This window comes from Enterococcus ureilyticus (assembly GCF_001730315.1).
In the GTDB taxonomy this organism is placed as follows: domain Bacteria; phylum Bacillota; class Bacilli; order Lactobacillales; family Enterococcaceae; genus Enterococcus_L; species Enterococcus_L ureilyticus.
In genome coordinates this window covers 1-23,774 of the sequence record NZ_MIKC01000002.1, presented here as the reverse complement: position 1 = coordinate 23,774, position 23,774 = coordinate 1, and the positions used below count along the sequence as shown (strand labels likewise).

The following is a 23,774-nucleotide window of genomic DNA, read 5'->3' as shown; positions in this document are numbered from 1 at the left end:
GAAATTCAAGCAGTTCGCTTCTATTTTTGAAATAAAAGGATGAGAAAATTTGGAACCAAAATTATCAAAAGAAACGATCGTTCAAGCCGCATTTGAACTATTAAAAGAAACGCCTGAACTTGAAAAATTATCTATGCGCAAAGTGGCGAAAAAACTCGGTGTTCAGGCACCTGCTATTTACTGGCATATAGAAAATAAACAAGCTTTACTTCAACGTATGGCAGAAGAAATAGAGAATCATTTTATTTCACCTACACCTAAAGACAATTGGAAAGAAACGATTTATGCTTATATGGAAAATTATTATGAGCTCTATCAGCAATATCCTTGCGCTATTGAAATCGAAATTCAAACGATCCCTTCCTACTCCTCTCGTTTGAAAAATCTTGATGCAATTCTTGGCATCCTCAATGAAGCAGGTTTTTCCATTGAGCTAAGTTATATGACCATCACCTCTTTACAGCATTTATTGTTTGGTATGTTGATGGACTCTAATGAAGAAAAAAAGCTCTATAATAAAGTGATGGCTGGGGATGACTATTTGAAAACACAAATCATTCTAATGAAACAATCCGTTCAAGAGCATGAATTGGACAATATCAGCAAGAGTATTCAGTATCGGCAAAAAGAAAAGCAAAAAGATTTTTTCATGAAAACATTGCGTGTCTTTTTAAATGGGCTAGATTCTCTTATTTAAAAAATTGATAGAGAAAAAGCTTGAACAACTATACCTGTTCAAGCTTTTTCGACTTATTTTTCTAGCGGTAACCATTCTAAAACTCGTTGAATCCACATATCCCAAAAGTCCCAGCTATGACTACCTGGACCTGTTTCAAATGTATGATCAATCTTCTGAGCAGACAATGCTTTTGCCATAGTTTTATTTCCCTGTAAGAGAAAATCCTCTTCTCCACAGCACAGAAAAATAGCTGGAGCTTTTTTACCTTCTGCTACTAACTGCTCTAGTAAATACATCGGATCGTTGTTTGAGCCTTGAATATGCTCAAGCGGACCAAAAATACCTTCCCAAAAATTTTTTCCCCTAATCGCCAAAAGATCATCCACTCTTTCGGCCAAATTCACAGAACCAGATAAAGAAGCTACGGCTCCAAATTTCTCTGGTTTAGCCAGCCCAAGTTTCAAGGCACCATAACCACCCATTGAGAGTCCCACAGCGAATGTTTTCTCTCTTTTAGTTGTTAATTGTGGGAATAATTCATGGCAAATAGTAGGTAATTCTTCAGAAATAAATGTCCAGTAGTTCATTCCATAACGGGTATCTGTATACCACCCTAGATCTGTAGACGGCATAATCACAGCCAGCCCTAAGTTTGTTACATATCGTTCTATTGATGTACGGCGTTCCCAAACGCTATGGTTGCCGCCCATGCCATGAAGTAGATACATTACTGGGACGTCAGTAAGATTTCCTTTGGTTGTTGTACCAATCTTTTTTTCTGTTTTTTGCGGTAAAATTACATTCAGTGACACTTCCATTTCTAAAACATTTGAATAAATATTTGCTTGCAAAAAAGCCATCTAAGCATCCCTCTTTTTCTATTTTTTATTATTGTAGCATTAAATTCATTGTTTTTTGACTAAATGTACAAATAAAAAACTCGTTCTTCATAAAAGAACGAGCGGAGGAGGAGTTGAAAATGAAAAATGTTTTTGCCTAAGTTGTTTTCTCTTGGTATGTTTCTATAATACAAAATGAATATGAACTTTTCATGTCAAAAAAATGCATTATTTACGTCGTTTTTATAAAGAAAACTACACGTTTTATTCTTCTAGCTAGTTTTAGCTGTTGCTCTAAGTAAATTTAACCCCAGTCCAATATAAATACAGCCTGCAATTTTATTGGTCATTTTTTTAGTCCGCTCATTCTTCTTAAATAGACCGACAAAAAAAGAAGAACCATAGGCAATCCCTAAACTCCAAATTGTGCTCGTACAAACAAAGGTAATTCCTAATATAAAAAATGGCAATGAACCAGCTTGAGACTGTGTATCAACATATTGTGGAAGCAATGATAAGAAAAATAAGGCGACTTTCGGATTTAAAAGATTCGTAAGTAAGCCTTGCTTATATATTTGCCAATCATTAACGGTCAATTCAGCTCTTTCAGTTGTTAACGCCTCTTTTCTTAGAAAAGTCGTAATCCCTAAATAAATCAAATACGTCGCCCCTAACAATTTAATGCTATTAAAAACCAAGGTTGATGTAGCTAAAATGGCTGACAAGCCTAAGGCAGCTAAAAAAGTATGCGCTAAAATACCTGATGAAATCCCCAAAACGGAAATAACGCCTTGTCTTTTACTCCCTAATGTTGATTTGCTCAATATGAAAATCGTATCTGATCCAGGGATCAAATTTAAGACAATCGCAGAAACAATAAACGTGCCATAATTAATAATTCCCATTTCCGTCGCACTCCTTTTTCTTCAGTATAGCAAACTATTACTCTTAGAAAAAGAGTGTGAAATAAAACGAGCATCGCTTTATTTCACACTCCAAATTTGAAAATCGTTTTTCTGCCAAAAACCCTTGCCTAAAAATAGACATCTAAGGCATTAAGAAACTTTCTTTTTCACAACACCATTTAAGATAATCGCCGCAAGAATCAGACCGATTCCGACTAAATAAACATTATGCAGTCCTGAATACAGCATCCCGCGTAACGGCGTTAATAGATCTTGTGGAATCGTATTTGCTGTATGTGGATTAACTAGCTGATTCATCACATCAGGATCAACCTGTAGTGAACTTTTCGCTAATTCTGACGTTGTGACAGCATTGATGATCACACCAAATATAGAAACCATCAACGTCTGTCCAATCGTTCTGGCTAATGTGTTGAACGATGTTGCTACACCCATTTCCGATGGATCTACACTACTTTGTGCCGTAACCGTAGTAGTTGTGATCGTGATCCCAAAGCCGACACCTAAAACAGAGGAAATGGCAAAGAACCAAACAAAGGAAATTGAGGCTGGAACTAAGACTAAGAAAATACCACCCAACAAAGTAATACTCAAGCCGATCGTCAACACTTTTTTAGTCGAATGTTTCTCCATCAAGTTACTTGCGATAAAAGAACCAACCATCCATAAAATAGACATCGGCGCTAAGACAAGTCCACCGATTCCGGCGCTTTTTCCTAGGACCCCTTGCATCCACATTGGAATATAAACTTCTACGCCCATCAAAAAGCCACTGATCAAAGCAGCTACGATATTGACAATCACAAAAGTAGAATTTTTAAACAGCATTAAATCAATTACTGGATCTTTTGCTCTTTTTTCCACAAAAATAAAGCCAATAAAAAATAAAACAGATGCCCCTAAGCACAAGAATACTTTTAAGCTAAAGCCGCCATCACCAATTAATTGGAATCCTAATAATAGTGTTAATAAGACCAGCATCAGCTGAATACTGCCTAAAATATCCATTGGCACCTTAGTTTGTTCTCTTTTCGGCTCCACTAAAAAGTAAGCAATCAACCCCATCAAGACAAGCCCAATCGGTACATTGATGAAGAATATCCAATGCCAGCCAACTGTATCTACAATAAAGCCACCCGCAAGTGGGCCAAAAATACTAGCAATCCCCCAAGCAGCACTGTTCAATCCTAACATTTTTGCACGTTTATCAATTGAATAAATATCTGCTAAAATCGTTAACGCAACGGGCATGATGGCTCCTGCACCAATCCCTTGAATCGCCCGAGCAATAATCAATGTGATCATATTTTGAGCCAATCCACACAGAGAAGAACCAATAATAAAAATAATAATTCCAATCATAAAAATTGGTTTACGTCCGATTTTATCGGCTAATTTTCCGTAAATCGGTGTTAGCATGGCATTTGTTAATAGATAAATAGAAAATACCCAGTTCATGATTTCCATTCCATGTAGTGATCCTACAATCGTGGGCATGGCTGTTGAAACGATTGTTCCTTCGATTGCTGTCATAAACGTTGCAACGAAAACACTGATTGTTACAAGTTTGACGTTTGTTTTTCTTTCCATGTATCTCCGTCCTTTTGATAGTTTAGTTAAGTAAAGTTACGCATAAATTCATTTACAGAGTTTTGTTGGTAGTGTTGTGAGACTTTACATTGAATAGTAGAAATTTTAAGTTTATTGTAATTTATTTCATGATAAATTTTGTAAATGGCTGCTCTTTGTTTTTCATGATTGCAACGTTTGGTGATTCACTAGTTAGATTACTTTGGTCGCCAAGTACTGCTCATCATCTGCTCTGCTGCTTGGATAGTACTCTACAGTGTACTTGATGTTTTTGGCGGTCTACTTTGGCTTGATGATGCTTGGCGTTTCTTTTTTATAGGTTACTTCGCTCTCTTCGTTCGCCAAGTACTGCTCATCATCTGCTCTGCTGTTTGGATAGTACTCTACAGTGTACTTGATGTTTTTGGCGGTCTACTTTGGCTTGATGATGCTTGGCGTTTCTTTTTTATAGGTTACTTCGCTCTCTTCGTTCGCCAAGTACTGCTCATCATCTGCTCTGCTGTTTGGATAGTACTCTACAGTGTACTTGATGTTTTTGGCGGTCTACTTTGGCTTGATGATGCTTGGCGTTTCTTTTTTATAGGTTACTTCGCTCTCTTCGTTCGCCAAGTACTGCTCATCATCTGCTCTGCTGTTTGGATAGTACTCTACAGTGTACTTGATGTTTTTGGCGGTCTACTTTGGCTTGATGATGCTTGGCGTTTCTTTTTTATAGGTTACTTCGCTCTCTTCGTTCGCCAAGTACTGCTCATCATCTGCTCTGCGCAGCAGTCGCAGTGATTCGCAGCAAAACGGCGCCACTAATATTTCATTAGTAGCGCCGCCTCGTTTACTCCATCAAGCTTTTCTTGATTGCTTCGACTTTATCTGTCTGCTCCCAAGGTAGTTCAATGTCTGTACGACCAAAATGACCATATGCTGCCGTCTGTTTGTAAATTGGACGACATAAGTCAAGCATTTCTATAATTCCTGCTGGACGCAGGTCAAAGTTTTCTCTAACCGCTGCAATCAATTTACTTTCAGATACTTCACTTGTTCCAAAAGTATTGATGGAAATTGAGACAGGTTGTGCTACGCCAATTGCATAAGCTAATTGGACTTCGACTTTTTCAGCTAAGCCCGCTGCAACGATGTTTTTTGCAATGTATCGTGCCGCATAACTTGCAGAGCGATCGACTTTTGTCGCATCTTTTCCAGAAAAGGCACCGCCACCATGACGGGCATAGCCACCATAAGTATCTACGATGATTTTACGCCCAGTTAAACCGGCATCTCCTTGCGGTCCGCCAATGACAAAACGGCCTGTTGGATTTATAAAATATTTTGTTTCTTCATCTAGTAATTCGGCTGGGATCACTTCATCAATGACGAGGGCTTTCACGTCTTTTTGAATTTGTTCCAGCGTTGCTTCTTCATCATGTTGTGTGCTGATCACGACTGTGTCGACACGTTGCGGTTTGCCATTTTCATCATATTCTACAGTCACTTGTGATTTTGCATCCGGACGTAGATAAGGAAGTTTTTCCTCTTTACGAAGTTGTGTCAAACGGCGAACAAGTTTATGACTTAAAGAAATCGGTAACGGCATTAGTTCTGGTGTTTCATCAACTGCAAACCCAAACATCAAGCCTTGGTCTCCAGCACCAATGTCATCTTTAGTGTCTTTTTCACCACGTGTTTCTAGTGCATCATCCACACCTTGTGCAATATCTGGTGATTGCTCATCGATTGCAACAAGAACTGCGACTGTATCCCCATCAAACCCATATTTAGCTCGTGTATAGCCAATATCTTTCAATGTTTGTCGCACAACTTTTTGGATATCGACATAAGCTGTAGTAGAAATCTCTCCAAAAACTAAAACCAAACCTGTTGTTACACTTGTTTCACAGGCCACACGGGCCAACGGATCCTGTTCTAAAATCGCATCCAGAATTGCGTCACTCACTTGATCGGCAACTTTGTCCGGATGTCCTTCAGAAACAGATTCTGATGTAAATAAATGTCTCTCTGTCATAATGTATTCCCCCTATTTATATTCGGTTACAAGGCATCTTTGTCAAAATGTAGCACCACTCGGTCATATCCAAAATGAATAGTTCATCGAAAAGCCTACTATTTTACAACAAATCCTTTCGGGAACTTGTAACGCTTACTAGTATAACAGATTTCCAAGGAAAAAACTTACTTTTTATACTTTCTAAGCAAAACATTTTTGTTTTATTATTGGATAGATAAGCAATTGATTTATAAAATAAAAACACCTACGAATCCATAAAATCGTGGTGTTTTTTCAATATTTCATTAAAATTTCTGTAACTTATGTAACGGTAATACTCTCATTTCCACAGTCCCAATGATGTCTTTTTCATCCACTAGCTGATAATAACGACTATCCGTTGCATAGGGTCGATTATCGCCTAAAACTAAATACTTTCCTTTAGGTATCGTAGGCTTTCCTGTCAAATTCTTTAATGTAAAATCTTCGGTAAACATCATACCATCTTTTTCAAATTGATTTTTGTAGTCAGCAATAAAACGCTCGTCTTTTTCCACTTCGTTAATATACAACTGTCCATTTTTATAATATACATTTTCTCCAGGACGACCGATAATCCTTCGAATTGATTTATCTTTAGAGTTAGGAACTCGCATATAGACAAGATCAAAACGCTTGATATCCGTGAGTTTATTGATAACAACTACATCTTTATCTTCCAAAGTGTCACTCATAGAATAACCTTCAACTTTTGTAAGAGAAAAGGTAAATAGTGATAATAGATAGACCACGCCAGTTGTCAGAAGTATAGTTAACCCTATTTCAAAAAAAAGAAGCTTCATTTTTCTGCTCTTTTTCTTATTTAATTTCTTCTTACGCTTTTTAGTCGGTTTCTTTGAATTGGTGGGAACTTTTCTTTTGACTGCTTTTTTAGCATTTGATGTTGTTTGGGTAATCTGTTTTTTGGGCTTTCGTTTCGTTCTATTTTTATGAGTTGCTTTTTTCATCAAATCACCAGGTTATTTTTTATTTACCAACGCTTTTTCATTGATTTTAAAGTAGCTGACAACTGCTTCTTGATTTTTCTTAACTGCTGCAACGTCTGCTTCGAACTCATTTAAGAGCGTCTCATCCTTGAAAAAACCATCTGTTTGAGAGGATAAGTTTATTCCTAATTCTTTCATTGACTTATAGTACTTATTCAACGCTTTTTGCCCTTGTTCGGTATTTCTGATCGTTGCTTTATAAATACCATAACTCGAAAGCTGCCCTGCTAATAATTTAATATTTTTTCCTGCTTTAACATCATTATCTGTCGTTTTTGCTGCTTGTAGCTCTTTTTCGATATTGTCTACTAGGTAATAGCCTTGAATGACAGCTTTAGAATCTTTTTGGCTTAAATGCATGGATTGATAATACAATGAATAACCTGCGCTTAACGTTGACAGTAAAAATAGAATACTAAGTACGATTCCAAACGTTCGCTGCTTTTTGCTTTTTTTCGTTAGTTCTCTGATTTTCCGTCTTTTTTGTTTCTTTTTTTTCTTTTTGACTTTTGTTCTTTTTACTTTGTTTAAAGCTTTTTTAGTTTGAATCATCAGATAAAAGGAGGTCCCTGCAAATAATAATCCTACACTGGCTATGGACAAAGAAACAATAAAAAACCAATCTAATATAGTCATTTGTTTACCTCCTTCATTTAAAAATGTCGCTAGTTTTTTAAACTAGTTATTACTTTTTGGATTTCTTTTTTCTAGCCTTTTTTTTCTTAGTTTGCTTCTTTTTATTCACTGCTCTGATTACGAAGAAGATGATGATTGCTAAGACTAGTACCCCACCAACAATTCCTGCAATCAACTGCCAGTTGAACGTTTGAACGTCTTCTAACCCGGCATCTTGATTATTGAATTTATCTGCTTCTTCATCTGTTACCTTAAATTTTTCGTCCCATTCCCACTTCTTATCACCAGACGTCACTAAAATTTTAGCACGATAGTCGCCAGGAACCATACGGTCACCTTCCATGCTTACAGGGAAATTGATCAATGAGTTAGGCGCCATTCTCATACCCGAACGCTTTGTTTCATATAAAACTTCATCGCTGCCGTCCTTCATGATTTGAACTTGTGTTGTCATATTTTCTAAATAAGCAGGTTGTACATTAGAAAAATTCACAAAAAATGTATTTCGAAAATTATTCAATTCTGCATAAACTTTATTTAGTTCTAAGTTTGGTTGAATTTCTTTGTCTGTTTCAGAAAGCAACATCCCAATGACATAAGCATATTTATTGATAACGCCCGTTTTCTTCGGTTTTGCCGCTTCTTCTTTTTCAATTTTTTGCAGTTGGATTCCGCCTGAAATCACTCCATCAAATGAAGCTTCTGGCATCGTAATTTCTATGTCGACATCCTTTTCGCCATTGGCTGGCAATTTAACTGTTTCAGGAGCTTTAACGATACTTTCAAAATCGTATTTTAATGAATTGTCTTTTTTAATCGTTGTCGGACCATATTCAATAACTCCGTTGGCGTTTGTCTTAGCACCGTTTAATTTCACTGAAATTTCTGCTTCTTCTGAAGCCAAGTTTTTCAGTTTGATTTTTACAGTTTGTTTTTGCCCAGGTGTCATCCTTAAATCAAAGTAGCCAGTGTCTTGACTCTTCTGATTGTCAGGTTTAATTGTTTCATATGTAAAACCAGTTGCGTTACCACCGCTGTTTTCTTCTGCATATGTCTTGATTGGCATAAGCATTGTTATCATAAATGTCACTACTAAAAATAATAGATGCTTTTTTTTCATCGCTATCCCTCTCTTTAAAAAGGCTGAGACAGAAATAATTATTTCTGTCTCGCCATTTATTTGAACATAACTACTTAAAGTATGCGATATAATTTAACCTACTTATTCAGTTTAAATTATAATACTTCAGCGATTGTCCAAGTGATTTCAGCTGTGTATTCATCAGCTAGTAAAACGTTTGTGTTTGGTACAGTTAATTTAACAGATTCAGCAGTTGTATCTGCTTTTCCGTCGCCATATTGACCAAATTCAATTGTGTAAGTTCCGATTCCTTTAGACGCTTCTTTGTTATCTAACACTACTACTGAATCACCAGCACCTGTTCCAGCTGCATTTGCTGCTAATTGGAATCCGGCAACAGTTGTTGCTGGCCATTGTGCTGCTGGGTCAGCAGATGTGATTGCTGCATTTGAGTAATCGATCGTAGCTGATTTCAAGAACGTTCCAGCATTACCATTGGCTTCAAATTGTTTAGATAATTGTGCGCTTACTTTGTATTTATGATTTGCAACACCACGTACGTCTGTAAATTGTACGAAGTTCCCACGAGTAACCTGTGGGGCATCCTCACCAGTGCCAGTTGTTACTGGAATTGCTGCAGCAAAGTATTCTGGATTTGAAGCGAAAGCTTTCACTTTATCTTCACCGAAGTTTAATTCAGTTACAGCATCGATACTGAATGAACCACGATCTGGGTTAACGATGATTGGTTCTTTAGGATCTACAATTGGTTTTTCTGGATCTTCTGGATCAACAACATCTTTAGGATCGTTGTCTTCAGTAAATTTGATTTTACCGTTTGATGGTAATGATTTTGCTTCAGCGTTAGCTGCAGCTGGTGCCGCTAAGCTTACTCCTACTAAAGTTAATAATGCTACTGAACATAATGTTTTTGTTTTCATGTGTGTTTCCTCCTAGTTTGTGTGTGTTAGTGTGTGTTGTTGTTTCTATTTATGGCAACTCGGCTAATATCCAAGTTAACACCGTAGTGTAAGGTACCGGATCAACGATCGTTGTGCCCGGAATCGATAGTGAAACAGCTTTATTCAAGTAGACAGGTTTATTATCAAATACTGGATCTAAAACTGCTTGACCAGTATGATCTAGTCTAGGTTCCAGTGTGTTTTTTTGGTTATCCTGATTTTCTTCAGATGCACCAAAGGAAATCGTCCAGGTCCCTGCACCTTGCCCAGCATTTGCTTGTGCTAAGTTATACGAAGCACCGACATTGTCTATATTAATGATCTCTTTTGAGAGTTGGGGCGCGCCGCTAGCATCTCGAGTAGAACTTACCCAGGATTTATCTAGTGATAACATTGCCCCGTTGATTTCGCTGTGTTCTGTATCTTTGTTGGTAAATTGCATTTCCTGACGCAATTGTAACGTCCAACCAGTCGGCTTTTGTCTCAAGTCAGTGACTTGAACAAAGTTTCCTCTAGGCTTGGTTGCACCAAAGAAATTTTGTGCATTTCCGTAGTACGTCTCATCTTTATCGGAAATTTTATTCTGGTAAAAATCTAGTTTTGGAACAAAGTCGATTCTCAAATCCCCTTTAAGTTGGGGTGTTTCTCCTGGGTCGACAATTTCACCCGGTTTTTCTGGATCAACGATGTCTTGCGGATATTCACCTGAAAATTCGATTTTGCCAGGTCCGCTCATTGCGTCTGTTTCTGCGAATGCAGTATCACTGATAAGCACTAATAAAGAAATCACAGCAATTGGCATAACGAGAAATTTAATTGTTTTTTTCAATCTTCTCATGTGTTATCCCGCCCTTCTTTCTCCTTCTTGCGTTTCCAGAAAAACAGAAGTAATCCGATAATAACCAAGGCTGCTCCGGTAAATACAAGACTTGTTTTTACCATTTCACCAGTGCTCGGATAACGTCCAACAGGTTTAGCAACTTGGGCTGAGCTTGTTAACGTGCTACTTGATGGTTGTGTGCTTGTTGGCGGCTCCGTTGAAGAACTATCTTCATAAAAACGAATCACACCATCTGTTTGCACTTCTCCTCCATTGTTATTAGCCGCAGCAGTCAAAGGATAACTGATTACTAACGTTAATAGCAAAGTAAAGGAGAAGACTAAAATATTGATTTTTTTTCTCATAGATTAAGAATCTCCTTTACTGTTATGGAGCATCGCCCAATTCCCAAAGAATTTCTCCTTGATAAGAACCAAGTGCTTTCACATCTTGGGCAGAAACCTCAAATTTGAATCCGTCACCAGACTCAGACCATGTATCACTAATGTTATAGGTCGCGCCTTCGATTGATCCGCCAGTAACAGCATCCTGCACCATGATATCTTGTGCACCGCCATTTAACGTGATTTCACGATTTTTGTAAACGTACTTCACTGCTCCATCTAGTGTATAGACAGGAGCATCTGGCGTTGTGCTTGTCATTGGAGTCGTCATTTTAGCTGTTAATGACCAGCCTTTTTTATTCGCCCGGCTATCTTTAACAATAAGATCAGCACCATGATGTTCAGCAGTATTTAGGCGGGTTTTCTTTCCTTGATATTTCACACTACCAAAATCAATTTCCGTTGGCGCAGACGCTAGTTCTAAGACACCAAAAACTGTGCCGCCAGGATTATCTACAGCAAGTGATTTCGCTGAATAGGTTTCATGTTTAGCGTTTGGATCATTTGGACCTTCGACAAAGGGAGTTTCTCTTGGAGAATCACCGATTGCTTCAGCTTCATTCGTAATGATCGTTCCGACAGCTTTGGCAGCAACTGTTGCTTTAAATGTCACCTTAGCTGTTGCTCCTGTTGCTAAATCTCCAACATTGACTGTTAATACACGGGAATCAGAATCATACGTATAATCAGCTGGACTTACAGCTGTAACATCATTAATTTTGATATCTGCTGTTGCTGGATCAAAGTCTAAACCAGCAGGAAGTGTATCCGTAATCACAACTTTTGCCCAATTTGTAGTAAATGTTGCTGCTTTATTATTCTTAGCAGTTAACGTATACGTCAACACGTCCCCAACTTGGGTTGTTTGTCCGCCAGAAGAAACAACTGTTTTTTCCATAAGTGGTTTATCTGGTAATGCATCTTCGACTGTATACTTTGTTGCCGCTTTAAACGTGGCATCGCGGTATTTCATTTCAGTAGCCGGATTGATATTTCCATTATCACTGTTGGTCGATGGTGCTGCTGGATCTAAAACTTCTGTGATCTTGCCAGCATTGTCTTCTAGGAAGATTTGGACAGTCTCACCAGTATTTAAGTAACGAGGTAAGTTATAGGCCCACGTACCATCTTCATTCACTGTTCCGACTGCTGATTGACGTGTACCGTTGATATCAACATAGATTTTAGCTTTTGGTTCAGCATCTTTACCGATTAGTTGTTTCATCCCATTTGTCACTTTATCCCCTGTAACAACTGCTGGTTCAGGTGGCGTGACATCAATTACTGTTGTAGGTGTCTTTTCCCCTGTTCTATAAGGGGTCAGGACATTATTAACAAAGGATGCACGATATGGTGTTCCAAACATATTTTGCTCGGCAAGTTGAAATCCTGGTATCGTATGATCTGCCTTTTTCCAATGTACATAGTTATCATCGGTACTAGTTCCAGTAAAAGTGTTGCCTAAAGTATCTATATAGTCGACATAGGCTTTACGAATACTATCTGCATAAACTGGCTTTGTTTTTGCATTACCATCCTCATCAAACGGGTCACTACCACCAACTGCTGTATATCCTATTAAAATACGTGATTGTTGGTCGAAATCCGCATCAGTTACGGGTGTCCAAGTTAGTTCAGGTATACTATTCATTCCTGAGATACGTTTATAATTTGGACGAAGATATTGACTTTGAAGATCCGGATCGGAGCTTGTCACTCCTCCATTTGCAGATGAATTTGTTACAGTGAAGTCTGTCACATTCGAATAATCATAGGTTGGCGCACCATCAATGTCTACTTGATTATTCCAAATAGATATATCAGAATTTTTTATAGTGAAACTGTTGGTTCCTCTATTCGACGTTGTATCTCCCAAAAAGGCATTGGTTGTCGTTGTACTATTAAACGAATTACGAATGTCAAATGACTCTGGACTATCAAATATGAACTGATTGCCTCCATTTGTTGAGTTATATGCAAGAACTCCACCATTATTATTCCCAACAATGAACACATTTGATTTAGGCTTAAATTCATATTTAGTGTTTTTAGGGTTTGCTTGTGAACCAGCATTTGTAGCATTCACTGCACCAGATTGAACAGTAGCTCGACTGCCAGCACGAGAAAGTAAATTGACTGTTGAACCTTCTTCCGCTATAAAGCTTGCATCGTCCACATTAAAATAGGCAGCTGATCCTGGCATGTTCGCATTATAAGTTGCATTTTTCCCGACTCTTAGCTCATCGAAAAAGTTATACACTGCAGGATAATTGGTGCCATTAGCAGTATAATTTAAATACACAAAACTGCCTTCTCCAATATCAAATTTCCTGGTCCCTGTTGAATCAGTGTCCCCATTTTTACCAGTATTATCCATGAACCAAACAACTGAATAATCATACTCAGCGTTTGTGCCTTTATAAAAGGTACTAGGCTCAAATGTCATTCCACCGGTATAGAAATTTTCAGCACCTGTTACGATGACATTGTATCCATACATGCTAATTTCAGCACGAGGAGCACTGATTAAGCGGCCACCCACACGTTGGTTATCACTTTTTTTACTAGTGTCATAAGGAGTATAAACATTCCCAATTCTGTAACGCCATAATCTTCTATTTGAGCCGGTTGAACCGCCAGTTCCCCATTGTCCTTTACCATTAACAAATGACCACGCAGTTCCAAGATTCCCCTCTAGCGCTCCATACCCAGTATTATTCGCAATTTGAATATCATGCATGTGGAATACTGGTACGTCAGAAAACGCTTTGCCAAAACTTGCCAAAGAATTTAGATCATCAACATTGATTGAACCATTTCGCATCTCAAGGAGATGCCCTTGACCATCTATTTCAATTGATTCTGCTCTAGAGATAGCAATCGCAGTGCCATAAAAAATATCTGCATCAAGGATGATCTTTGAGACTTGATTATTCTCAAAAGCTGCTCTAAACTCAGCCCAAGTTCCTACATGGACCGCATTGGTATCAGGTCGGAAATTATATTGAGTATTCCATGCTTGATTTTGCTGAGCATTCAAATCAGCATATTGTGTTTGATACTGCTCATTTGTCATGCTTCCAGTGATTTTATTCTCAATTTTGGTCTGAGCTGGTTGATAATTAGTTCCATCCATGTAAGCTTCCATTTGAGGAACAGTGATCGTTTCTTGATTATGCAAATCCTCTTCGGTTTTTAATAGAGTGGAAGAATCCACGTTTCCTATCAAAGGTTCCTCAGCTGCTTCAATTTTGTTAGAGTTATTAAATAAAATAACCGCTAAAATACTGAACAGAAAAATAACTAGTCCAATAAAATAAGACTTTTTTCCGATTTTCATATCTTCTCAACTCCTCCCTTAACAATTTTTTACACATCTGTCTTAAAAGATGCACAATCTATTTCTATTTTCCTTGCCAATTGTTTCGTTTTTTGATACATTCACAATGCAGGGGGAAATTAGTGCTGAATTTTTGTTTACAAATCCTTTGAGAATGGCAGTTCTCTAAGCGGATGTTGGCAAACATGCACTGATTTTCTCTATTTTGTTTATGCTCAACAATCGGCTTGAAAAAGAGAAAACATTTTTACTTGTTTTTTTGTCACCGTCATTGTCTTTCGTCTCCTAATAGATCAACCGCCATGACTATTTGTTTTATTATAATTAACGTGATTGCTTATAGCGTCAGCTTATATCCTTTTGAACGAACTGTTTTGATATAATTAGGATGTGCTGCATCTTTTTCAATTTTTTGTCTTAGATGGAAAATCAGATTTGAGACTCGATATTGTTTGTCGTTTCCGTCATTTTCCCAAACGTTTTTATAGATTTCTTCATAGGAAACAGCTACACCTTTTTGTGTTTGTAAAAATTCGATTGTTTTAAATTCCAATTTAGTCAAACTAATCTCTTCGCCATTCATTAAGACGCTAAAATTACATGGGCGTAATTGAAGTTCTGTATTCCCTTCTGATTTACTTATCTGCTCCGAATCATTTAGAGACATCCTACTATATCGATTAAAGGTATTTATCATCAGTAATTTCGATTCTTCTGTGTCGGTCTCAGGATCGATGATTCCATCCGCACCTAGTTGCAAGTACACAATATGATTCATTTTATTCTCTCGCTTTGAAATCACCCAAATAAAAATATCAGTCTTTTTCTTTAATGATAAAATTAACTCGCAAATCAACCCAATATTTTGTATATGGTATTCATTAATCACTATGCCATTATAATTTTCGTTTGTTTCAATAACTTCATTTTTATTAATCGGATGTACATGTAATTGAGCACTATTTAGTGAGTCTATGTATTTTTGCTCATTTGTATCATCATCAAGCAAAACAAATCCTATATTATACATGTGGTGTCCCCTTTATATTTTAGTTAATCAAACAGCTCATCCCTAAAAAAGCTGTTTTTCATCTCCTATACATCTCTATTAAGATATAATATAGATATTTATTTAATATATATATCAAACTAAAATAAGTTTAATTCATTTCATTTACTAAGTCTACATAATTCCAATGTTTTATTTATCACGTTTTTAATAAATAATACAAATATTTGAGAATTATGTGAATTTCATATCGTTTTTTATTAAGTAATCTAGTATTTGCATTAGATGTCAATTGAAGGGAAAAATATTTTATAACACTTTTTTAATGTATGATACACTAATAAAAAAGGAGAATTGCTATGGACAGAAGTACACAAATTAATAGCTTGTTTGTTCTATTTAATGAAGAAAAGAAATTTATTAAAGATGGTTATTATCGATTACGCAAGCTAAATGAAAACGAGATAGAATTAGCTTATCTCATTGCTGGTTCTTGTGGTGAAACGATTGTTCATCCTCAGATTACCGTCTTTTTAGAAGACTATCAGGTAGTTGCAACAAAATTAATCGATATGCACACTTGTCCACCTTTATTCTTAAATAGAAATACTGATAATGCTCAAACCTTAAATAAAGCATTGGACGCTTTGATTGATAAATTTGTTTGTGCAATTAAAAAAAATACCAAGGCAACATGAATCATTGCCTTGGTATTTTGAGAATTTTGAATAAATAAAATGAAAATTACAATATGAATAAAATCGAATAGAGTTGTTACTTATTTCAACTAATGTTTTTAACATACATTATTGACTCATCGTATCTTTGTTACATCTTGCTGATAGCGTATTTACATTTTATGAACACTATGTGCACTTTGAATTCCACCACAAGCTTCTTTACACGCTTGATTGATCAATCTAAACGAGCTTTCTGTACTATGTAAGCCACGCTTATATTTGATTTCATCAATTACTTCACATTTATCATTTAATGCTTCTAGCCAAAAGTAGATACCTTCTTTATAGGTATCTAAGCCTTCCAATAAAATTTTGGTTGCTTCTTTTTCACCATAAAAACCTAAATTTTTTCTAAAGTTAGCTTCTTCCACAAGGAACCGATTAACATTGCTTCGGCAAAATACATACGTATCTTTTCCTCTTCTGTTAATGGCTTGATTACAGCTGTTCTCTTGTACTTCCTTAGAAATGGCATTAAAAATCTCATTGTAGACTTCAACTCGTTGCATTACTGACAAAATCATATCTGTATAACTAAACATAATGCTCTCTCCTCCCATAACTAAGCAGCTAAAACCGCTGACTTACTTCCATTATAGTATCTCTCAATCTTTTATATCAAGTAATATGCTAATAAAATCGAATTTTTTTGTCATTTTTTTCATTCGTATGTCTATTTTTTTTCTACTTTAAAATAAAAAAAGTCCCCACTCCCTAGTGTTCACAGGGAATTAGAGCTATTTTTTCTCGTTATAATTATCATAAAATTTTTGTACCAAAAATATTTAATTAACTTTACAAAAATAAATAAAACGTAATTCTATTTTTATGGAATAGAAATAGTTAGATTAGCTTTAATTCTATTATACACATTATTAAGTACCTCTAACACAATAATGCTCAACATAACTAGAGCAGAGACTTGAAAAAATATTTTAGCTGTTGACATTGGAGCATGCTCCAATGTTAATATGATTTTGGAGGGATCAAGATGACAAAAAAATGGACTATTAAAGAAATTGCTCAAAAAACGCATTTGAGTGAAGATACAATTCGTTATTATGAAAAAGAACAACTAATCGATCCTCAAAGAGGTGTAAATAACTATCGACTATATGACCAAAAAGACTTGGCACGATTAAAATACATCTCTGTCATGAAATATGCTCATTTTTCTTTAAAAGAGATGAAAGAATTACTGAATTTATTTGATCATCCTGTTTCACTAGATTGTAATAATCGTAGTCGAGAATTCTTAGCAAATAAAGTTCGTACTCTAGAAACAACGATTCAACATTATCAAATGATTATTCATTCAATACAATCTCTCCCCATTCCAGAAACGTATGAAGAATGCAAAACGAACTATGATCAAATGAAAAGAGAAATAGCAGAATTTGCAGATACGATTTTCTTTGATTTACACAACTAAACTATGGAGGTAATACTAATGAATATATTGATTATCTATGCTTACCCTAATACCACTGGCTACACTCATGCTATTTTAAATACGATTCAACAAGGAATTGAGCAACAAAATACCGTTAAAACGATTGATCTTTATAAGGAAAATTTTGATCCTGTATTAGTTTTTAATAAGTCAAAAAGAAGAAGAGACATGCAATTTGATAAAGAAACAGCCGTATATCGGGAACAGATTTCCTGGGCAGATCATATTGTCTTTATTTTTCCAATTTGGTGGGGCGGTATGCCCGCTATTTTAAAAGGTTTTATTGATAAAGTCTTTAGTAAAGGGTTTGCTTATAGTTACAAAGGTCTTTTCCCAATTGGTCTCTTAACTGGCAAATCTGCTTGGATCATAACAACTGAAGATGCGCCTAAAGTGTATAAAACGCTATTCCAACAAGATTATGGTACCGTACTAAAAAAACAAGTCCTACGTATGTCCGGCATCAAAAAGGTCAAGCATTTTTCATTCTCTTCTTTAAAAAATTCAAATGAAAAACAACGTCAAGTTTTTTTAAACAAGCTGTTCACACGAAGTTCCAAACTAACCGCTTAATTTTTATACTATACAACGCAAACTAAGGTCCTCTAATAGCTCTTACAGCTATCAGAGGACCTTACTTGACTTTTTTAAATACAGTTCTTCTGTAGATGTAGAATTGGATAAGGTCTGCCTGCATTGTCTATCTCACTTCTAGCGTATTCTTCAAATCCCATTTTTTGATAAAATATTCTCGCAGACTGATTTTGTTCATTAACATCTATTAATCGAAGCTGATTTTTTTTAATTAATGTTGCTACGATTTTTTTGCCGTAGCCTTTTCCAATATCGTTTGGCTCTAAAAATAGCATTTCTAGTTTATCTCCATCCATACCAGAAAAACCGATTATTCTTTCCTCTATTAGCCAAATATTCATCTCTAGATGAGGAAAATAAGTTGGTAACTCCACTTTTATCGTTTGAAAATCGTTTACTTGTAAAAAATCATGCGTTTTCTTAACAGCTCTTTCCCAAACTTCTACAAGCTTCTGATAATCATTTTCTGTTACTCGCCGATTATTCATATAATTATTTGGACTCCTTATGTTTACTTCATTTTACCATACCAACTTTTTGCTTTTTGATCAATTTTTTTGATAAAAGCATCTTTCCCAGCAACATATGATTCAATATCATAAGGAAATTTTTGAGCTAGTTCTAGCTTCAATCGGCTATATGCCAAAACTTCCTCTGAATGACTATTCATAAAATCTCTAAACAGTAAATGTCGCTGAATTTCTGGATGCTCTTCTTGAAAAACGTGGAGATGGTGACTTCTATTATCTCCGCCTTTGCTAAAAAAACGCCGACCAAGAATACCATTTTCCCCTAGACATTCATAATCAATTTTTATCATCTCTTGATTATAGCTGTCAATCACTTGAATATCTTTTACCACCATTAGCATATCGATCACAGGTTTTGCCTTACTATTTTTGATAGCTGTACTACCAATGTGATGAATTGCTAGTATTTGTTTGTTGAATACCTTTTCTAGTCGGTCTTGTTCTTGTTCAAATTGTTCTGACCATCTTTTTTGTGGGGCTATGACTTCTATCTTTCTTGTCATCTATCACACACTCATTTCTTTTCTTTCAATTCATTGATTTGACTAAAAAAAGCCTTTCTTAAAAGACTTTTTTTAGTACTTTTATTCTACTGCTTTATAGACATTTTTCAAGGTTAATGGGGCTGCAAAAGTATGATAACTCAGCCCTTTGACTTGTGGATTTTGCAAAACGGATTGTTGATTTTGACTGATAATAATCATTCCAGCGGTTGTCTCAATTCCTTCTTTTTCAGCGGCAATCAACGTTTCCCAACGTTTCTCTAAATCAGTCGCATATTTTTGTGATGCATCATCTAATAAGGCATCATATTTAGGATTAGAGTAATTACGATCATTTCCTGTACGTAACATGTTCAGGGTAGAAATTGGATCTTGATAATCAGGAGTCCAATAGATCAGGAACATATCGTAATCACTTTCTCGGCTAAGATTCAATGCCGTTTCAGTCGGTAATGCTGAAACATTGATCGTTAAACCAGAGAATAGTTTTTCGAGACTCCCTTGAAGGCTCTCTCCCATTTTTTTATAAGAACCATCATCTGTGACCATCAAATCTAATGTAATCTTGTCCCCTAATTCTTTTTTAGCAAGCGCCCAATATTTTAAGGCTTCTTCTTGATTATACTTCATCAAATCGCCAGCTTCTTCTCTGAAATCGACACCTGTTTTAGGATTGCTGACAAAGCCTTCTGTAATTGCTCCATATAACGGCTTAGAGCCATCCGCAATAATATTATTTACTAAGTTTTCTTTATCGATTCCAAGGGCTAAGGCTTTTCTTAGATTTTCATTTTTTAACGGTGTATCTTTGTCTTTACGCTTTTGATTTAAGCGAATATAGTTCATCGTAGCGGCCGGATATGAATGATAGTCTGGATTACTTTGATTTTGCTTTGCTAGTTCACCTGTAACGGTTGCGACGTCCAATTGACCATCTTCAAAAAGATTCAGTGCAGTCGATGCCTCTTTGACGACTTCATAATGGATTTTGTCAGACTTTACATTTGATTGATCCCAGTATTTTTCATTTTTATTGAGATCCCAGCTTAAATCGGTTTGTTTCCAATTTGCTACAGTAAATGGTCCATTGTAAACAACATTTTCGCTTGTCGTTCCATAGTCAGTACCCATTTTTTCGACAAATTTTTGATTTTGCGGGAAAAACGTTGGAAAAGCCAAAACTGAGGTGAAATATGGTTTCGCTTCTTTCAATTTGACTTCCAACGTATGCTCATCTAATGCTTTGACACCAAGTTCATCGACTGGTTTTTTCCCTTCGGAAATATCTTCAGCATTTAAAATAGTATCTACGACCAAGAAGCTATACACAAATCCATTGCTAGGATCGATCATTTTTTTCCAAGCATATTCAAAATCCTTTGCAGTAACAGGATCATCATTGCTCCATTTAGCTTCTTCTCTTAGCTTGATTGTGTATGTTTTACCATCTTCAGAGATTTCTGGCATTTCTTTTGCTGTAGCCGGAATCAATTGGTCCTTGTCGTCTAGTGCGTATAGACCTTCAAAAGCTGCGGTTTGGACGATTGCATCTGGAAAATCTAACATAACCGACGTGTCTAAAGTCGTTAATTCTGAAGGTGACATTAAATTTAACGGTTTTGTGGCTTCTGCAACTTCTTTTTGTTTTCCACCAGAACATCCTGAAATAATGGTCATCAGTGCGGTTAATCCAATGATCGATTTAATTGTTTTTTTCATACATTTCTCCCTTATATTTAGTTTCTATTCGCTCAACTAACATCCAAACAACAACTGCTGCCTCATCTCCATTGTTATAGTTGATGTGTCCTTCACCTGCTTCGATCAATTGCGCATCGCCAGGTGTGCCAATCAAATCTTGGCCGTCTTCTAAAATCGTATGTGCTTTACCAGAGACAACGTAAGAATATTCATCTTGGTCATGTCTAGCAAATCCTTCTAAAGGACGTTTTTCTCCTGGTTGTAAGACAATAACGCCCATCTGAACATTTTTATTTGGTTGATTCTCTGCATCGAAAAAAATCGTCATTTCTTGCGGTAGTGATGGCTTAATAATCATTTTATACTATACTCCTTCTTATTTTTTTATAAGTGATTTTATCTATTATTGCCTTAACATGCTAATAAGTCAATAACCTTTCGGAAAATTCTGACATTTTATGTTTAAGGAAATAAAAAAGTAGAAATGATTCAACAAAATGAATGATTTCTACTTTTTAGTTAGTTCCAATAACCGTGATGAACAGCTGCTGCTGCTTGCTCGACTTCTGGAAATGGACCTATGATTTGAATATTCTTTTGTCCATGGCTTAGGATTTCCTTCGAAGGTAAATCGAATGTTGGGTTTTGATCATTATCTCCAGTTAATTCTAGTAATCGCTTTTCAGTCATTGCGTAAACGATCGTTCCTATATTTCCCCAGTAGATTGTTCCCGTACACATTACACATGGTTCAGCTGTAGTATATAGTATACACTCCCACAAGAATTCTTTGCTATATTTTTGTGAAGCTTTTGCTGCCAAAGTAGTTTCCGCATGGCCTGTACAGATATTTTCAGTAATTTCGACATTTTCCTGCTCTAAAAGAATATTTCCTGCTTTATCAGCTAGCAAAGCCCCAAACGGAGTGTTGCCATGCTCACGGGCCTTTCTAGAAATTTCGATACACCGATTCAGCCGTTCAATATGTTGCTTCTTATTCATAATCAACCTCTACTTCTATCGCATTTATTCTAAAGTAAAACGATGGTTCAACGTTTCTTTTGTTGTTTTATCGATCCCAATTGCTTGTTTTAAATAAGTCGTGATATCACCGTATTGTTTTTCAACAGTCTTATAAAAATTATCTAAATAACGACTATCAACATTTAAAGCAACATGTAATGCTTCTAAATTAGACTCTTCTAGCTGTGCTGTTTTAGCTTGCTCTAAAATCATGGCATTTTCTTTTTTTCTTAAATTATTTGTTACTAAATAATCTGTGTAAATCGCTTCTTTTGGTACATCTAATGTTTCTAAAATCAACAATGCTGCAATTCCAGTACGGTCTTTCCCAGCAAAACAGTGAAATAAAATACTTTCTTTTTGCGGCAAAGCTAAAATTTCTTCAAAAAATTTATTGTAGCCTTTTTGAGCAGTCGTATTCAACGCAATATCTGCGTATAATTTTTCCATGTAAGAGGCAGACTTTTCTGGAGAACCAATTTTAACGAAATCACTGATAGAAGCTCCTTCATCTTGAATATCTTCTAAAATATCAATATGGATATATTCTGTTTTTGGGACAGATATATCTGGTCTTTCTTCTACTTCTGCTTCACTTCTTAAATCAATGATTTTGCCTAAATGATAGGTTGTTTCTAAACGTTTTTGGTCATCATTGGTTAAATTAGACAACTCTCCAGAGCGTAGAAACACCCCTTTTTTGATTTGTTTTCCTTCTTTATTTTTTATACCACCGATGTCACGAAAATTTGTAATAGTTACCATATTTTTTAGCCCTTTTCCTTCTTTTTGTTCTTATTATACACAAAATTCGATCAAAAATGTTTCTTTGATCGAATTTTGTATAAATCAAACCTGAATTAAGTGTAAAAAATCATTTCATTCCAAGCATTTATTTTTGTCCAGCTTCCACATAACTTAAATCATTGACTTTATCTAATGTGTATTTGCCATCTTTATACTTTACAGTACAAACACTTGCGTTTTTTAATCCACCCTCTGGAATTTTATAGTCATCAAACAGAGTAGCCAATAATGCAGAGATACTTAATCCATGTGATGCGATCAGAACATTTCCAGACCCTTCATTTTTCATTTCTTTTTCAACGATGTCCTCTAACCCTGCTTGAAGTCGAGTAGTAATTGTCTTATAGTCTTCTGCTGGCCAGTTGACTTTAGCTTCTTCGACATTTTTAGCATCTAATTTGGCGACACTATTGGCAAACGATTCGGGCGTCATATTCTTTAAAAATTCTTCTAATGTGACTCCTTGATCATCGGCAATATCTTGCCACATTGTGTAGTTTAAGTCACCTTCATATGTTCCAAAATTAAATTCTCTTAGACGTTCATCTGTAATCACTTTTAAATCAGATGATTTTTTGTTTTCTTTTACGATCAAATTAGCTGTCTGAATTGCTCGACCGCTATCACTACTGTAAGCATTTTGGAAATCAATATCTTTTAAGCCAACCCCTGCAGCTGTTACGGCATCTTCACCTGCTTTAGTTAAAACTGCATCTGACCACCCTTGAACCCGATCAGTCGTATTTAGCATGGTTTTACCATGACGGACAATATATAGAGTCAACTCTTCTGGTCTTTTTTTAGCGGTTGATGATTCTTCTTTCTTTTCGTTGCCACAACCGGCAACGACTAACAATCCTAACATTAAAATTCCAAACAATTTTAGTGCTTTTTTCATTTGATTGTCTCCTCATTATGCGTTCGTCAAATCTTCCCCATTTGTCGCAATGACTTTTTTATACCAGTCAAATGATTTTTTCTTCGAACGTTTCAAAGTGCCATTTCCTTCGTTATCGCGATCGACATAAATGAATCCATAGCGTTTTTTCATTTCGCCAGTTCCAGCTGAAACAAGATCGATACAGCCCCATG

Annotated in this window: 25 protein-coding genes and 1 riboswitch; of the genes, 4 read left to right on the top strand and 21 right to left on the bottom strand. The window is 36.0% G+C overall.

Annotated elements, in window-relative coordinates; all coding sequences use genetic code 11:
- Positions 1-49 precede the first annotated feature (49 nt).
- Entirely contained in the window at positions 50-697 is a 648-nt protein-coding gene (locus BCR24_RS01830) for a TetR family transcriptional regulator (protein WP_069638861.1), read from the top strand.
- 53 nt (positions 698-750) lie between these two features.
- On the opposite strand, the gene BCR24_RS01825 is transcribed toward BCR24_RS01830, so the two are convergent.
- The 12 genes from BCR24_RS01825 to BCR24_RS01770 all read right to left on the bottom strand — a co-directional run bounded on the left by BCR24_RS01825 (position 751) and on the right by BCR24_RS01770 (position 15,352).
- Entirely contained in the window at positions 751-1,539 is a 789-nt protein-coding gene (locus BCR24_RS01825) for an alpha/beta hydrolase (protein WP_069638860.1), read from the bottom strand.
- 251 nt (positions 1,540-1,790) lie between these two features.
- Entirely contained in the window at positions 1,791-2,423 is a 633-nt protein-coding gene (locus tag BCR24_RS01820; RefSeq protein WP_069638859.1) for a LysE family translocator, read from the bottom strand.
- Positions 2,424-2,573: 150 nt separating this feature from the next.
- Complete coding sequence (locus BCR24_RS01815) at positions 2,574-4,034, bottom strand: MDR family MFS transporter (RefSeq protein ID WP_069638858.1); 1,461 nt, start codon at positions 4,032-4,034, stop codon at positions 2,574-2,576.
- 829 nt (positions 4,035-4,863) lie between these two features.
- On the bottom strand, positions 4,864-6,051 hold the full coding sequence (metK, locus tag BCR24_RS01810; RefSeq protein WP_069638857.1) for a methionine adenosyltransferase: 1,188 nt from the start codon (positions 6,049-6,051) through the stop codon (positions 4,864-4,866).
- Positions 6,049-6,188, bottom strand: a riboswitch (SMK box riboswitch). Its footprint overlaps the gene before it by 3 nt.
- Positions 6,189-6,338: 150 nt before the next feature.
- The gene (gene lepB, locus BCR24_RS01805; protein ID WP_239574276.1) at positions 6,339-7,040 is read right to left on the bottom strand and encodes a signal peptidase I; all 702 of its coding nucleotides are present in this window, start codon (positions 7,038-7,040) and stop codon (positions 6,339-6,341) included.
- 12 nt (positions 7,041-7,052) lie between these two features.
- Positions 7,053-7,715 (bottom strand): hypothetical protein, encoded by a 663-nt coding sequence (locus tag BCR24_RS01800; protein ID WP_069638856.1) that lies wholly within the window; start codon positions 7,713-7,715, stop codon positions 7,053-7,055.
- A gap of 49 nt (positions 7,716-7,764) precedes the next feature.
- Positions 7,765-8,835, bottom strand: coding sequence for a WxLIP family cell surface protein (locus BCR24_RS01795; RefSeq protein WP_069638855.1), 1,071 nt, complete (start codon positions 8,833-8,835; stop codon positions 7,765-7,767).
- Positions 8,836-8,951: 116 nt separating this feature from the next.
- Positions 8,952-9,737, bottom strand: a complete 786-nt coding sequence (locus BCR24_RS01790; RefSeq protein ID WP_069638854.1) for a WxL domain-containing protein — start codon at positions 9,735-9,737, stop codon at positions 8,952-8,954.
- 49 nt (positions 9,738-9,786) lie between these two features.
- Positions 9,787-10,596: a WxL domain-containing protein gene (locus BCR24_RS01785; protein ID WP_069638853.1), complete on the bottom strand. Its 810-nt coding sequence runs from the start codon at positions 10,594-10,596 to the stop codon at positions 9,787-9,789.
- A complete protein-coding gene (locus BCR24_RS01780) occupies positions 10,593-10,943 on the bottom strand; it encodes an LPXTG cell wall anchor domain-containing protein (protein WP_069638852.1) in 351 nt (116 codons plus the stop codon). Before BCR24_RS01780 ends, BCR24_RS01785 begins: the two co-directional genes overlap by 4 nt.
- Positions 10,944-10,965: 22 nt before the next feature.
- The gene (locus BCR24_RS01775) at positions 10,966-14,322 is read right to left on the bottom strand and encodes an isopeptide-forming domain-containing fimbrial protein (RefSeq protein WP_069638851.1); all 3,357 of its coding nucleotides are present in this window, start codon (positions 14,320-14,322) and stop codon (positions 10,966-10,968) included.
- Between the two features lie 337 nt (positions 14,323-14,659).
- Positions 14,660-15,352 (bottom strand): winged helix-turn-helix domain-containing protein, encoded by a 693-nt coding sequence (locus BCR24_RS01770; protein ID WP_069638850.1) that lies wholly within the window; start codon positions 15,350-15,352, stop codon positions 14,660-14,662.
- 338 nt (positions 15,353-15,690) lie between these two features.
- Between BCR24_RS01770 and BCR24_RS01765 the strand changes: the two genes are divergently transcribed.
- Positions 15,691-16,029, top strand: coding sequence for a hypothetical protein (locus BCR24_RS01765; RefSeq protein ID WP_069638849.1), 339 nt, complete (start codon positions 15,691-15,693; stop codon positions 16,027-16,029).
- A gap of 152 nt (positions 16,030-16,181) precedes the next feature.
- Here the strand turns inward: BCR24_RS01765 and BCR24_RS01760 are convergent, their stop codons facing one another.
- The gene (locus BCR24_RS01760; protein ID WP_069638848.1) at positions 16,182-16,613 is read right to left on the bottom strand and encodes a hypothetical protein; all 432 of its coding nucleotides are present in this window, start codon (positions 16,611-16,613) and stop codon (positions 16,182-16,184) included.
- Positions 16,614-17,062: 449 nt separating this feature from the next.
- On the opposite strand from BCR24_RS01760, the gene BCR24_RS01755 reads away from it, so the two are divergent.
- Together BCR24_RS01755 and BCR24_RS01750 are read left to right on the top strand one after the other, a co-directional pair.
- Positions 17,063-17,503, top strand: coding sequence for a MerR family transcriptional regulator (locus tag BCR24_RS01755; RefSeq protein WP_069638847.1), 441 nt, complete (start codon positions 17,063-17,065; stop codon positions 17,501-17,503).
- An 18-nt stretch (positions 17,504-17,521) separates the two neighbouring features.
- A complete protein-coding gene (locus BCR24_RS01750; protein ID WP_069638846.1) occupies positions 17,522-18,097 on the top strand; it encodes an NAD(P)H-dependent oxidoreductase in 576 nt (191 codons plus the stop codon).
- 74 nt (positions 18,098-18,171) lie between these two features.
- Here the strand turns inward: BCR24_RS01750 and BCR24_RS01745 are convergent, their stop codons facing one another.
- From BCR24_RS01745 to BCR24_RS16335, 8 genes are all read right to left on the bottom strand, one after another.
- Positions 18,172-18,606, bottom strand: a complete 435-nt coding sequence (locus BCR24_RS01745) for a GNAT family N-acetyltransferase (RefSeq protein WP_069638845.1) — start codon at positions 18,604-18,606, stop codon at positions 18,172-18,174.
- 23 nt (positions 18,607-18,629) lie between these two features.
- Positions 18,630-19,151 carry a GrpB family protein gene (locus tag BCR24_RS01740; protein ID WP_069638844.1) on the bottom strand — a complete coding sequence of 174 codons (522 nt, stop codon included), beginning with the start codon at positions 19,149-19,151 and terminating at the stop codon, positions 18,630-18,632.
- An 81-nt stretch (positions 19,152-19,232) separates the two neighbouring features.
- Complete coding sequence (locus tag BCR24_RS01735; RefSeq protein ID WP_069638843.1) at positions 19,233-20,870, bottom strand: peptide ABC transporter substrate-binding protein; 1,638 nt, start codon at positions 20,868-20,870, stop codon at positions 19,233-19,235.
- Positions 20,854-21,210 (bottom strand): cupin domain-containing protein, encoded by a 357-nt coding sequence (locus tag BCR24_RS01730; protein WP_069638842.1) that lies wholly within the window; start codon positions 21,208-21,210, stop codon positions 20,854-20,856. The genes BCR24_RS01735 and BCR24_RS01730 overlap by 17 nt, the downstream gene beginning before the upstream one ends.
- A gap of 161 nt (positions 21,211-21,371) precedes the next feature.
- The gene (locus tag BCR24_RS01725) at positions 21,372-21,854 is read right to left on the bottom strand and encodes a nucleoside deaminase (RefSeq protein WP_069638841.1); all 483 of its coding nucleotides are present in this window, start codon (positions 21,852-21,854) and stop codon (positions 21,372-21,374) included.
- Between the two features lie 24 nt (positions 21,855-21,878).
- Positions 21,879-22,640: a tyrosine-protein phosphatase gene (locus BCR24_RS01720; RefSeq protein WP_069638840.1), complete on the bottom strand. Its 762-nt coding sequence runs from the start codon at positions 22,638-22,640 to the stop codon at positions 21,879-21,881.
- A gap of 127 nt (positions 22,641-22,767) precedes the next feature.
- Complete coding sequence (locus BCR24_RS01715; RefSeq protein WP_069638839.1) at positions 22,768-23,580, bottom strand: histidine phosphatase family protein; 813 nt, start codon at positions 23,578-23,580, stop codon at positions 22,768-22,770.
- 15 nt (positions 23,581-23,595) lie between these two features.
- Positions 23,596-23,774: family 1 glycosylhydrolase (locus tag BCR24_RS16335; RefSeq protein WP_141707025.1), on the bottom strand; the 179-nt coding region annotated here is incomplete at its 5' end.

What these genes read in the sequence shown, in the direction of transcription:
- metK (WP_069638857.1), bottom strand. Translation starts at nt 6,051, where the DNA reads ATGACAGAGAGACATTTATTTACATCAGAATCTGTTTCTGAAGGACAT.
- BCR24_RS01765 (WP_069638849.1), top strand. Translation starts at nt 15,691, where the DNA reads ATGGACAGAAGTACACAAATTAATAGCTTGTTTGTTCTATTTAATGAA.
- BCR24_RS01785 (WP_069638853.1), bottom strand. Translation starts at nt 10,596, where the DNA reads ATGAGAAGATTGAAAAAAACAATTAAATTTCTCGTTATGCCAATTGCT.
- BCR24_RS01735 (WP_069638843.1), bottom strand. Translation starts at nt 20,870, where the DNA reads ATGAAAAAAACAATTAAATCGATCATTGGATTAACCGCACTGATGACC.
- lepB (WP_239574276.1), bottom strand. Translation starts at nt 7,040, where the DNA reads ATGAAAAAAGCAACTCATAAAAATAGAACGAAACGAAAGCCCAAAAAA.
- BCR24_RS01740 (WP_069638844.1), bottom strand. Translation starts at nt 19,151, where the DNA reads ATGACAAGAAAGATAGAAGTCATAGCCCCACAAAAAAGATGGTCAGAA.
- BCR24_RS01770 (WP_069638850.1), bottom strand. Translation starts at nt 15,352, where the DNA reads ATGTATAATATAGGATTTGTTTTGCTTGATGATGATACAAATGAGCAA.
- BCR24_RS01715 (WP_069638839.1), bottom strand. Translation starts at nt 23,580, where the DNA reads ATGAAAAAAGCACTAAAATTGTTTGGAATTTTAATGTTAGGATTGTTA.
- BCR24_RS01730 (WP_069638842.1), bottom strand. Translation starts at nt 21,210, where the DNA reads ATGATTATTAAGCCATCACTACCGCAAGAAATGACGATTTTTTTCGAT.
- BCR24_RS01720 (WP_069638840.1), bottom strand. Translation starts at nt 22,640, where the DNA reads ATGGTAACTATTACAAATTTTCGTGACATCGGTGGTATAAAAAATAAA.
- BCR24_RS01790 (WP_069638854.1), bottom strand. Translation starts at nt 9,737, where the DNA reads ATGAAAACAAAAACATTATGTTCAGTAGCATTATTAACTTTAGTAGGA.
- BCR24_RS01825 (WP_069638860.1), bottom strand. Translation starts at nt 1,539, where the DNA reads ATGGCTTTTTTGCAAGCAAATATTTATTCAAATGTTTTAGAAATGGAA.
- BCR24_RS01780 (WP_069638852.1), bottom strand. Translation starts at nt 10,943, where the DNA reads ATGAGAAAAAAAATCAATATTTTAGTCTTCTCCTTTACTTTGCTATTA.
- BCR24_RS01760 (WP_069638848.1), bottom strand. Translation starts at nt 16,613, where the DNA reads ATGTTTAGTTATACAGATATGATTTTGTCAGTAATGCAACGAGTTGAA.
- BCR24_RS01775 (WP_069638851.1), bottom strand. Translation starts at nt 14,322, where the DNA reads ATGAAAATCGGAAAAAAGTCTTATTTTATTGGACTAGTTATTTTTCTG.
- BCR24_RS01725 (WP_069638841.1), bottom strand. Translation starts at nt 21,854, where the DNA reads ATGAATAAGAAGCAACATATTGAACGGCTGAATCGGTGTATCGAAATT.
- BCR24_RS01815 (WP_069638858.1), bottom strand. Translation starts at nt 4,034, where the DNA reads ATGGAAAGAAAAACAAACGTCAAACTTGTAACAATCAGTGTTTTCGTT.
- BCR24_RS01795 (WP_069638855.1), bottom strand. Translation starts at nt 8,835, where the DNA reads ATGAAAAAAAAGCATCTATTATTTTTAGTAGTGACATTTATGATAACA.
- BCR24_RS01755 (WP_069638847.1), top strand. Translation starts at nt 17,063, where the DNA reads ATGACAAAAAAATGGACTATTAAAGAAATTGCTCAAAAAACGCATTTG.
- BCR24_RS01800 (WP_069638856.1), bottom strand. Translation starts at nt 7,715, where the DNA reads ATGACTATATTAGATTGGTTTTTTATTGTTTCTTTGTCCATAGCCAGT.
- BCR24_RS01750 (WP_069638846.1), top strand. Translation starts at nt 17,522, where the DNA reads ATGAATATATTGATTATCTATGCTTACCCTAATACCACTGGCTACACT.
- BCR24_RS01820 (WP_069638859.1), bottom strand. Translation starts at nt 2,423, where the DNA reads ATGGGAATTATTAATTATGGCACGTTTATTGTTTCTGCGATTGTCTTA.
- BCR24_RS01745 (WP_069638845.1), bottom strand. Translation starts at nt 18,606, where the DNA reads ATGAATAATCGGCGAGTAACAGAAAATGATTATCAGAAGCTTGTAGAA.